Here is an 11,302-nt window from a genome sequence, read left to right as displayed (position 1 = left end):
CCGCAAAAGGGCGCCGAGAGTGCCCCCAGCCGACCCTCCCCCGGCCGGGGGCCGGGGGAGGGTCGGCTGGGGGCACTCTCGGCGCCCTTTTGCGGAATGCAGCAAACGTCCAGAATCCTCGTGATTGTCACTCTTTGCAGATACGAGCCCACCCATGGTCACACGTCCAGTGTGGCCGACCGGACGGACTTCCGTCAGGCTCCCGGGCGCCCCTGTGGAGTTCCGTACTCCGTGGCATCCGGTCGTCCCAGGGAAGACGGCAGATCAACTCGTGTGGGCGTACGGCGCGTCAACTGGCCTCGTTGTGCCGGCCCGTGCCGGCGGCGAGTTCGAATTCGGCGCGCGGGTTCTCCAGCGAGCCGAGCGAGACGATCTCGCGCTTGAACAGGCCCGCGAGGGTCCATTCGGCGAGCACCCGGGCCTTGCGGTTGAAGGTCGGCACCCGGCTGAGGTGATAGGCGCGGTGCATGAACCACGCCGGGTAGCCCTTCAGCTTGCGCCCGTAGATGTGCGCGACGCCCTTGTGCAGGCCGAGCGAGGCCACCGATCCGGCGTATTTGTGCTGGTAGTCCACGATCGGGCCGCCGCGCACCGCCGAGGCGATGTTCTCGGCGAGCACCTTGGCCTGGCGGAGGGCGTGCTGAGCATTGGGCGCGCACACCGGGCGGGGCGCACCGGGCTCGGCGGGCGGCTCGGCCGTCAGGTCCGGGACCGCGGCCGCGTCCCCGGCGGACCAGGCATGTTCGACGCCGTCCACCTGGAGCGCGGGGGTGCACTGGAGACGGCCGTGGGCGGCCAGCGGCAGTTTGGTCGCGGCCAGGATCGGGTGCGGTTTGACGCCCGCGGTCCACACCAGGGTCCTGGTCGGGAAGCGGGAGCCGTCGCTGAGGACGGCGATCCGCTTCTCGCAGGACTCCAGCCGGGTCTCCAGCCGGACGTCGATGTTGCGGGCGCGCAGCTCACGTACGGCGTAACGGCCCATTTCCGGGCCCACTTCGGGGAGGATGCGGCCGCTGGCCTCGACCAAGATCCATTTCATGTCCTCGGGCTTGATGTTGTGGTAGTAGCGGACGGCGTAGCGGGCCATGTCCTCCAATTCGGCCAGCGCCTCCACGCCCGCGTAGCCGCCGCCGACGAAGACGAAGGTCAGCGCGGCGTCGCGGACCGCGGGGTCGCGGGTGGAGGAGGCGATGTCGAGCTGGCCGAGGACGTGGTTGCGCAGGCCGATTGCCTCTTCCACGGTCTTGAAGCCGATGCCGACCTCGGCCAGGCCCGGGACGGGAAGCGTGCGCGAGACCGAGCCGGGCGCGAGGACGAGTTCGTCGTAGGCCACCTCGATGGCGCCGTTGCCGGTCTCCTCCGCGGCCAGGGTGGTGATGGTGGCCCGGCGGTCGCTGTGGTCGATGGCGGTGACCTCGCCGATGACGACCGTGCACTGCGACAGCACCCGGCGCAGCGGTACGACGACATGGCGCGGGGAGATCGAACCGGCCGCGGCCTCCGGCAGGAATGGCTGATATGTCATGTAGGGGTCCGGGTCGATCACGATGACCTCGACGGTGCCCTGTTGCAGCTCCTGCTTCAGCTTCCGTTGCAGCCGCAGGGCGGTGTACATCCCCACATAGCCACCGCCGACAACGAGAATGCGCGTCACGTTGTTCGAAGACACAGCCTTCACAGGGTTCTCCTCGCGGTGTCGACCAGGCCCGGGGCGGCACCGACCGCGGAGGCCGGCCGGCAGCGCTCCACCATCGGGAGCTGCACCCCCGGAAAGGCACAGCACTGTTCCATGACGCATCGCCGGAGCGCCTTTGTCCACAGGCCCGGCGAAATGCGTGACCGGGCGCGACCTTGTGGACGGAACGGCTCATTCCGCGCGCGTGCGGAGAGGTGCGCTGGTCAGGGGGTACGTGACGGCGGGGAAGCGGGGGCGAAATCCGGGCGGTTCAGGCCCCTTGGGCCGATCGGGGGTGCATTGTGCGGAACTCCCCCTTCATTCTTGACCCCAGCTCAACTATGTTCGTATCTCGTTGGGGTGCACCCTGTCATCGGTACGCCCTGACTGTCAGGGCGGGGAGTCTCCGGGGGGAGACGTCATTACCGGGGGATCACTATGCACACTCAGGGCTCTCAATGGCCGACCACCGTCGCGATGGCCCATGCCACGGACGGCGCCGGGAGCAGTGGCGCACACGGCAGAACCAATGAGAACGGCAACGGCACCGGCGTGACCCACCGGGCCGCTGCAGGGACAGGCGCCCGGAGCACACCGCTGCGGGTGGACGCACAGCGCAATCTGGAACACGTACTGCGGGCCGCCCGCGAGGTGTTCGGCGAGCTGGGGTACGGCGCGCCCATGGAGGACGTGGCCCGACGGGCCCGCGTGGGAGTCGGCACGGTGTACCGCCGGTTCCCCAGCAAGGACGTACTCGTCCGCCGGATAGCGGAAGAGGAGACCGCACGGCTGACCGACCAGGCGCGTACGGCGCTGGGCCAGGAGGACGATCCGTGGTCGGCGCTCTCGCGCTTTCTGCGGACCTCGGTCGCCTCGGGGGCCGGACGGCTGCTGCCCCCGGGCATCCTGCGGGTGGACGCGGACACGGGCCGGCCCGCACATCCGGTGGTGCACGGCGCGGACGAGCCGCGGCTGCCGGACGGCCTGAGCGAGGCGCGGGTGCCGCTGCAGCGGGTGGCGCCCGGGAGTGACGGGGTACCCGTCGATCCCCGGGCGGCCGGCCCGCGCGAGGCCCCGGAGGACGAAGCGGCCGCGGTGGCGGAGACGACCGGCGCCGATGCGCTGCTGGAGGTCGTCGGGCGGCTGGTGGAGCGCGCCAAGGCGGCCGGGGAGCTGCGCGCCGATGTGACGGTCGCGGATGTCCTCTTAGTCATCGCCACGGGTGCGCCGGCGCTGCCCGACCCCAGCCACCAGCAGGCCGCCTCCGCGCGGCTGCTGGAGATCCTGCTGGAGGGGCTGCGCTCGCGCCAGGAGCGGTGAGTTCCGCGGCCGGCGCCGTCCGGTGGGGCCCGATCGCAGAGCCCCGCCGGACGGCGCCCGGCCGCGGAACGGTGCAGGGACCGCGACGGCCCCGTGTCCGCGCCCTTCGGGGCGCCTGCGGGGTGCGCGAGAGAGGGTCCGTACGGGATCCGCGCGTGGTGTGGTCCGTCTGCGCACGATGACCCGTACGGGTGAACGCCCGTGCGGTCGTCCGCCCTGGCGCCCCGGAGGAATGCAAGCGGTCGGAGCCCTCAACGACAGGGGCGCGATGTGGCACGCTTGCGCGGTATAGCGGGATACGGGTGGCACGGCGGCTTGGGGAGCCTCGGCAATGGGCGTGGACGGGCGGGACGAGCGGCACGACGGCGGAGCCGGGGTGGGCGCGCACGAGGAGGCGCCGTCCGGGCAGGTCCCCGGCCCGAGCGGGCCGGGGGGAACGGCTCCCCCGGCCGGGGAGAGGGCCGGGCGGACACCTCGCGCCGACGGCTCCACGAGCGCGGCGCACGTCGTACCGCGGCAACGGCGCCGCGACGACCGTAAGGGACCGGAATCCGGCCGCGAGGGCGGTGAACTTCCGCCCTCCGACGCCCAGTTGCTCGCCGATCTGCGAGCCGGTGACGACAGTGCGTACGAGGAGTTGTACCGCAGGCACGCCCCCGCGGTCCGGGGCTATGCCCGCGGTTGCTGCCGGGACGCGGACACCGCGGAGGATCTGACCGGCGAGGTGTTCGCCCGCACGCTGCAGGCGGTGCGCGGCGGTGCGGGTCCGGATTCGGCGGTGCGGGCCTATCTGCTGACGACCCTGCGCCGGGTCGCCGCGTCCTGGGCGAAGACCGCCCGCCGGGAGCAACTGGTCGAGGACTTCGCGGTGTTCGCGATGTCCGCGGCCGGCTCGCCGGGGGAGGAGAAGACCCTGGACCCGGGCGCGGAGGTGCGCGCCATGCAGGAGGCCGAGCGCTCGCTGGCCGTCCAGGCCTTCCGCAGCCTCCCGGAGCGCTATCAGACGGTGCTGTGGCACACCACGGTCGAGGACGAGTCACCGAGCGAGGTCGCCCCGCTGCTCGGGCTGACCGCGAACGCCACCGCCGTATTGGCGCACCGCGCCCGGGAGGGCCTCAAGCAGGCCTATCTGCAGGCGCACGTCAGCCAGTCGCTGACCGCCGGCGGCGACTGCGCCCGGTACGCCGACCGGCTCGGTGCGTACGCCCGCGGCGGGCTGCGGATGCGGGCCGAGCGGGGGCTGCGCCGACATCTGGCGGAATGCGCCCGGTGCCGGCTGGCCGCGCTGGAGGTCGAGGACGTCAATCAGCGGATCGGCGCGCTGCTGCCGGTCGCGGTCATCGGCTGGCTGGCCGCCGGGTACGCCGTCAAGACGGCCGTGGCAGGGGCCGCGGGGGCGGGAGCGGCGACCGCGGCCGGACTCGCCGGGGGCGGGTCGGGGGCGTCAGGAGGTCCGGGCGCCGCCGGCGGTGCCGCCGCGGGCAACGGGCTGAGTACCTCGCTGACGGTCGGTCTCGGGGTCGGGGCGGCGGCGGTGGCGGGCACCGTGCTCGCGCTGTCGCTGACCGGTTTGCCGCACCGCGCGGCGGAACCGCAGGCCCGGTCCGCCCGGCCGGTCCCGGCCGCGCCGCGGGAGCCGGCGCCCGCGCCGTCACACCCGGAGCGGCCGACCGGACACCCGGGGCGGCCGACCGGGGCCGCTGCCGCCCCGAAGCCGCCCTCGCCGCACTCTCAGCAGCCGACGCACAAGCAGCAGCCGGCACCGTCCTCCTCGACCCCGGAACCACAGAAGCCGTCGCCCGCCCCGGCCCGGCCCTCGCCCCCGGCGGACCCCGGTCCCACGCGGCCGGCCCCCGGTGGCACCCCGTCGAAGCCGGCCCCGAAACCGCCGCTCCCCTCGCTGACGACCTATCAACTCAACCAACTGGCCCATGACTTCATGGGCGACGGCAGCAAGCCGGAGGTGCGCAGCGGGAGCGGCTGGCTGTGGCCGCGGCGGGCGCCGGCGGTCGGCGGCACGACGTATGCGCACGGGGTGAGCGTGCCCGCGCTGTCCGCGGTGACCATCGACCTCAACCGCTCGTGCACCGCGTACGACGCCGTCGTGGGCGTCGACGATCTGAGCATGGGGCCGGGGGCACTGCGCTTCTCGGTCTACGCGGACGGGGTACGGCTGTGGCGTTCGCCGGCGGTGCGCCGTACGGAGGCCGGGGTTCCGGTGCATCTCCCGCTGGCGGGCCACCACACGCTGCAGCTGGTGACCGAGCCGGCGGGGCCCGGTGCGGTGGCGCTCGGGGACTGGGCGCAGTCGACGATCAGCTGTCGTTGAGCGGGCGTGCCGCCTCCCGGCCGCCGGGATCCGGTGCCGGCAACGGCTGCTGAGCCGGGGTCGGCCGGGAACGACTGCGCCCCGGCTCAGGACAGTCGCGCCCGGGGAACCACCCCGCCCGCGACCGCCTTCTGGCGCGGCGCCCCCGCCCCCGTCCAGCACGTCCCCCGCCGGGTCACCAGCCGCCGCAGCCACAGTTCCGTGGAGACCAGCTCGGCCAGCCCGTCCATGGGCAGTGCCGCGCCCTCCGCCGCGTCCCGCAGCGCCTTGCGGACCACCCGCGCCTCCACCAGCCCCGCATCGGCCAGCAGCGGCGCGTCGAAGAGCCGCACCAGCTCCCCTATGGCGCCGCGCAGCCCGGTGCGTACCTCTGCCGCATGGGTGAGGTGCGAGGCGGCGCCCCAGCCGGACGGGAGATCCCGTACGCCGGCCCCGGCCAACACGGAGCGCAGCACGGTGGCCCGCGCGCCCGGCTGCACCCGCAGGGTGTCCGGCAGGGCGCGGCAGGCGAGCACCACCTGGTTGTCGAGGAAGGGGGCGTGCAGCCGCTGGCTGCGGACCTCGGCCGCCTGCTCGAAGACGCGGTGGTCCGCCGCCTGGCGGGCCAGCGCGGCACGGGCGCGGCGCTCCCCGGGGCGGCTCACGCCGGGCGCGCGGTGCACCGCCTCGCCCAGCCGAACCGATACTTCTGCCAGCGCCTCCCCCGTCAGCCAGCGCGCCGCGGGTCCCGGGCGGCACCAGGCGAGCGCCGCCAGCGAGGCGTCCACGGCCCCGCCGGCCACCGGCTCGTCGGCGAACTGCCGCTCCAGGAGGCGGCGTGCCGTGTCGGCGATACCGGCGGCGTACGGGGTACGGGCGAGCCTGCGGGCGGCGCGGTAGACGGTGAACGGGACGAGGACGGACTGCGCGGTGGAGCCGTCGGCCTTGGCCAGCGCGGTGACCGGGCGCAGCAGATGGCGCCGGCGGCGGTCCAGGAGGAGGTCGGCGAGCCGGGCCGGATGGGCGTCGAGGACCTGGCGGGCGCCGTGCCCGACGAAGTGGTCCGCGCTGCCGGCCAGCAGCCGTCGGCGATGGCGGCTCGCGGTGATGAGGGAGGGGCCCGGCTCGTCCGTGAGCGGGCCGCTTTCGAGGTCCGCATACGGGAGGGCCTCTTCGCCGGCCGCGACGACGACATGGTGCAGCCGCGGATTGTCGGCAAGGGTGCGGGCGCGCTCCAACTCGGCTTCGCGGGAGTCCGCCCCGCCGTTGGTGGCACGGTCGTTGAAGGTGACGGCCAGGAGGCGTTCGCCGTGGCCACCCAGCCGTCCGGGCCGGCCGGGGAGCCCGGCGGCCAGCAGGGCGAGGGTTCCGGAGGCGCTGCCTCCGGAGAGGTCGGCGCCGATGCCGGGGGCCGGTGCACCGCGTGCCGCGCGCCGCTCCGCGGGCCCCATGCCCGGCACCGGGCCGGGGTCGAGGCCGTCGGGACCGTCCGGGTCGGGGACGTGCCGGGGCCCGGCCAGCCGCGCGCGGACGGCTTCGACCAGGGCGTCGCGGACGCCGTCCACGGCCTGTTCCGGGGCGAGCGGGGGCGCCGCGACGGCGAGCGAGACGGTCGGCTCGAAGGAGGTGATGTCGCTGGCGCCGCCGCGCAGCACCAGGGCGTGGCCGGGCGGGATCCGGCGGACCCCTTCGTACGGCGTGCCGTCGCCCAGCGCCTCGGGGACGTCCGGGCAGGCCAGCAGCGCCGCCAGATGGCCGATGTCGAGCGTGGCCTCGACGAGGTCGGCGAGGGGCAGGGCGGCGGTGGCATAAGCGGTGCCGCCGGCCCAGCGGGTGTGAAAGACGGGGCGGGCGCCCGCCAGGTCACCGGTGACGGTGATCCGCCGCCCTATCTGGACGACGGCGGTGTAACTGCCGGGCCAGGCGGTGAGATGGCGCAGCGCGCCCCCACGCGCCGCGAACAGCCCCACCCGCAGCTGGTCGTCGGTGGCTCCGCAGGCACCGAAGACCGCGAGCCGGGTCTCGGGGTCCGCCTGGACGACCCGGACCTCGTCCGGCCGCCAGTCGCCGACCGCCCAGAGGGGATCGGGGTCGCCCCACAGCAGTTGGGCGCCCACGGGAAGGACCGCGCGGCCCTCCTCACCCGGCACCGGCCCCGTGGCGGCACTGCTCCACCCCACCAACCAGCGCATTGCCGCCTCCGCCCGATTCCCCGTCCGCCGGGGCCAACGGCCGCCCCGTACAGCGGATGGCCCGGCCACCGCCGGGCTGTTGTGCCGACCATGCTGCCATGACAGCGGCGCAGGGGAGGTGTTGAGGCAGGCCTGTATACGGGCGGTTCGCGGCGCGCGGCTCCCGGGAGGCCGCCGGCGGGCTCCCGGGGCGGCACCGGCCCACCGTGGGCGCGCCGCGCGCGGCGGAGCGGACGAGGCGGACGGCGTCGGCGGGACGGCCCCCGGACCGGTCGGCGGACGCCCGCGGGTGCGCGGTGCGGCCGCGGCCCCGGGAGGCCCCCCGTGTGGCCCCCGGGGCGACCCCCGAATCTGCGGCGGCGCGAAATCACCACCCGTGGACTTTCGGCCAAAGTCCGTTCCGTACAGCCCAGTTGACACATTCGGGCGTGGTGTCAACCGGTACCCCGGCCGGCCGGACGGCCGGCCTGTGCGACGGTCCGGGAGGCGGGCTGCGCCCCCCGGACCGGACCGTCACCCGCGGGGAATGAGGTGACGGTATCCCCCAGCCCACTGGATCCAGTGCAGCGGGCCGACCCACGCAGAAGACATGGAAGCGCTCCCCGCGACGCCCGGCCAGCGCGCACGGACGGGCGCACGGGCACACGTACCCGGAGCACATGCCAATTCCCGCACCCCTGTTTGAACATGAATCTCGCCATCCGGGACACCGGCTCTTAACGGTCAGGATCCGGCGAACTACTCTGGGTGGACGCATGCCCCGGGGTACCGGGGCGGCCGTCGCTGTGTCGAGGGGTGCGCATGTCCAGGGATATACGCGGGCCGAACGAAAAGCTCGGCACTGTTCTCGCCCTCGCGGGTATCAGCAATGCCGGACTCGCCCGCCGGGTCAACGACCTCGGTGCGCAGCGCGGACTGACGCTTCGTTATGACAAGACGTCGGTGGCGCGGTGGGTCTCCAAGGGCATGGTGCCGCAGGGCGCCGCGCCCCATCTGATCGCGTCCGCGATCGGCAGCAAGCTGGGCCGACCGGTGCCGCTGCACGAGATCGGGCTGGCCGACGCGGACCCGGCGCCCGAGGTGGGCCTGGCGTTTCCCCGTGACGTGGGCGCCGCGGTGCGCTCCGCGACCGAGTTGTACCGTCTCGATCTGGCCGGACGGCGGGCCGGCGGTGGCGGCATCTGGCAGAGCCTGGCCGGATCCTTCGCCGTCAGCGCGTACGCCACCCCCGCCTCGCGCTGGCTGATATCCCCGGCCGACAGTTCGGTGGCGCGGGAGGCGGCCGAGGCGCGCGACAAGGACGCCGCGGCGGCCGGCGACGCCGGGATCCCGCAGCACGTCGGGCACAGCGACGTCAGCAAGCTGCGCGAGGCGGCCGAGGACGCGCGCCGCTGGGACTCCAAGTACGGCGGCGGGGACTGGCGTTCCTCCATGGTGCCGGAGTGCCTGCGAGTGGACGCGGCACCGCTGCTCCTCGCCTCGTACAGCGACGAGGTGGGCCGGGCGCTCTTCGGGGCGACCTCCGAACTCACCCGGCTCGCGGGGTGGATGGCCTTCGACACGGGCCAGCAGGAGGCCGCCCAGCGCTACTACATCCAGGCGCTGCGGCTCGCCCGTGCGGCAGCCGACGTCCCCCTGGGCGGCTATGTCCTCGCCTCGATGTCCCTCCAGGCGACCTACCGCGGCTTCGCCGACGAGGGCGTCGACCTCGCCCAGGCCGCCCTGGAACGCAACCGCGGCCTGGCCACGGCCCGCACCATGAGCTTCTTCCGGCTGGTGGAGGCGCGGGCGCAGGCCAAGGCCGGCGAGGCGCGCGCCTGTGAGGTGGCGCTGAAGGCCTCCGAGGGCTGGCTGGAGCGCTCCCGCGGCGGCGACCCCGACCCGTCGTGGCTGGACTTCTACTCGTACGAACGCTTCGCGGCCGATGCCGCCGAGTGCTATCGCGATCTGCGGCTGCCCCGCCAGGTGCGCCGCTTCACGGAGCAGGCGCTGTCCCGCCCCACCGAGGAATTCGTCCGCTCCCACGGGCTGCGCCTGGTGGTGTCCGCGGTCGCCGAACTGGAGTCCGGCAATCTGGACGCGGCCTGCGCGGCGGGCACCCGCGCGGTCGAGGTGGCGGGCCGGATCTCCTCCGCCCGCACCACCGAATACGTCCGCGACCTGCTGCACCGCCTGGAGCCGTACGGCGACGAGCCCCGGGTGGTGGAGCTGCGCGAGCGGGCGAGACCACTGCTGGCGGCGCCGGCTTAGGGGGCGGGGCGGCTGAGGGGGCGGGGCTGCCGGCTGGGGCTGTTCCTCGGGCGCGGGCGGGCGGGCGCGGCGGGGCAGCGCGCCGGGCCTCCGGGGTCCGGTCGAAGCCGTCCGGGCCGGGACCGCCCGATCGGCATTGTCAGTGCCGGCCGTCATGATGGGATACGTCGTCGGTGACGATGCGCGGGTCCGCGGCGACGGGCGGGCCTGCGGTCATGCGGTTGGGGAGGTGCAGTGGCGGCGTACGACTGCGATGTGCTGGTGATCGGTGCCGGCATCGTCGGACTCTCTACGGCCTATGCGCTCACGCGTGCCGCCCCCGGCATACGCGTCGTGGTCCTGGAGAAGGAGTCCGGTCCGGCCCGCCATCAGACCGGGCGCAACAGCGGCGTCATCCACAGCGGCGTCTACTATCCACCCGGCTCGCTCAAGGCCCGCTACGCCCTCCAGGGCTCGGCGGAAATGGTGAAGTTCTGCACCGAGCACGACATTCCGCACGAGGTCACCGGCAAGCTGATCGTCGCCACCGACCGCAGCGAGCTTCCGCGGCTGCACGGCCTGATCCAGCGCGGCCGCGAACACGGCCTGCCGGTGCGTGAGCTGGGCCCCGCCCAGATAGCCGAGTACGAGCCCGAGGTCCGCGGCCTGGCCGCCATCCGTGTCGGCACGACCGGCATCTGCGATTTCGGCGCGGTCGCCCGCCGGTTCGCCCGGCTCGCCGAGGACGCCGGCGCCCGGATCGTCTACGGCACCGAGGTGACGACCATCGGCCGCCGCCCCGGCCGGGTGGCGGTCCGTACGGCCGACGGCACGGTGCACCGCGCCCGCGCCCTGGTCAACTGCGCCGGTCTGCACTGCGACCGGATCGCCCGGCTGGCCGGCGACGCCCCGGGCATGCGGATCGTCCCATTCCGCGGTGAGTACTTCACCCTCGCCCCGGAGCGCGCCGCCCTCGTGAAGGGCCTGGTCTACCCGGTTCCCGATCCGGCCTTCCCGTTCCTCGGCGTCCATCTGACCCGCGGCACCGACGGCGCCGTCCACATCGGCCCGAACGCCGTCCCCGCCCTGGCCCGCGAGGGCTACGACTGGCGCACGGTCCGCCCCACCGAGCTGGCCGGCACCCTCTCCTATCCCGGCTCCTGGCGGATAGCCCGCCGCCACTGGCGCTACGGCGCCGGCGAACTGCACCGCTCCCTGTCCCGGCGCGCCTTCGCCGACGCGGTCCGCCGCCTGCTCCCGGCCGCCCGCGAGGAAGATCTGCGCCCGGCCCCGGCCGGCGTCCGCGCCCAGGCCGTCCTCCCCGACGGCACCCTCGTCGACGACTTCCTCTTCGCCGAATCACCCGGCATGATCCATGTCCTCAACGCCCCCTCCCCCGCCGCCACGGCTTCCCTCCCCATCGGCCGGGAGGTGGCACGACGGGTGCTCGGAGCACTGACGGCCTGACGGCAGCACGGAGGAGGGCTCGGGCCACCGCCCCGCGGCCGTCCGCTCCCCTCCCCACGGTCCTCCGCACCCGTCCCGTCGTGGGTGCGCCCGCCCCGCCCCGTCCTCGTC

General features: G+C 74.6%; 6 protein-coding genes. 4 read left to right on the top strand and 2 right to left on the bottom strand.

The window, feature by feature from the left end; genetic code table 11:
* Positions 1 to 289: 289 nt before the first annotated feature.
* Positions 290 to 1,669 (bottom strand): NAD(P)/FAD-dependent oxidoreductase, encoded by a 1,380-nt coding sequence (locus tag EST54_RS30980; RefSeq protein WP_129251022.1) that lies wholly within the window; start codon positions 1,667 to 1,669, stop codon positions 290 to 292.
* Positions 1,670 to 2,113: 444 nt separating this feature from the next.
* Here EST54_RS30980 and EST54_RS30975 point away from each other — a divergent pair, with 444 nt between their 5' ends.
* A complete protein-coding gene (locus tag EST54_RS30975; protein ID WP_129251020.1) occupies positions 2,114 to 2,995 on the top strand; it encodes a TetR/AcrR family transcriptional regulator in 882 nt (293 codons plus the stop codon).
* Between the two features lie 331 nt (positions 2,996 to 3,326).
* The gene (locus tag EST54_RS30970; RefSeq protein WP_167511633.1) at positions 3,327 to 5,324 is read left to right on the top strand and encodes a sigma-70 family RNA polymerase sigma factor; all 1,998 of its coding nucleotides are present in this window, start codon (positions 3,327 to 3,329) and stop codon (positions 5,322 to 5,324) included.
* Between the two features lie 86 nt (positions 5,325 to 5,410).
* Here the strand turns inward: EST54_RS30970 and EST54_RS30965 are convergent, their stop codons facing one another.
* Positions 5,411 to 7,495, bottom strand: coding sequence for an asparagine synthase-related protein (locus tag EST54_RS30965; RefSeq protein WP_129251019.1), 2,085 nt, complete (start codon positions 7,493 to 7,495; stop codon positions 5,411 to 5,413).
* A gap of 801 nt (positions 7,496 to 8,296) precedes the next feature.
* Between EST54_RS30965 and EST54_RS30960 the strand changes: the two genes are divergently transcribed.
* Positions 8,297 to 9,745: a hypothetical protein gene (locus EST54_RS30960; RefSeq protein WP_018092687.1), complete on the top strand. Its 1,449-nt coding sequence runs from the start codon at positions 8,297 to 8,299 to the stop codon at positions 9,743 to 9,745.
* 234 nt (positions 9,746 to 9,979) lie between these two features.
* A complete protein-coding gene (gene lhgO / locus EST54_RS30955) occupies positions 9,980 to 11,191 on the top strand; it encodes an L-2-hydroxyglutarate oxidase (protein WP_129251018.1) in 1,212 nt (403 codons plus the stop codon).
* Positions 11,192 to 11,302: the final 111 nt, after the last annotated feature.

The organism is Streptomyces sioyaensis (assembly GCF_004122735.1).
In the GTDB taxonomy this organism is placed as follows: domain Bacteria; phylum Actinomycetota; class Actinomycetes; order Streptomycetales; family Streptomycetaceae; genus Streptomyces; species Streptomyces sioyaensis.
This window is presented reverse-complemented; position numbering and strand designations above follow the sequence as displayed.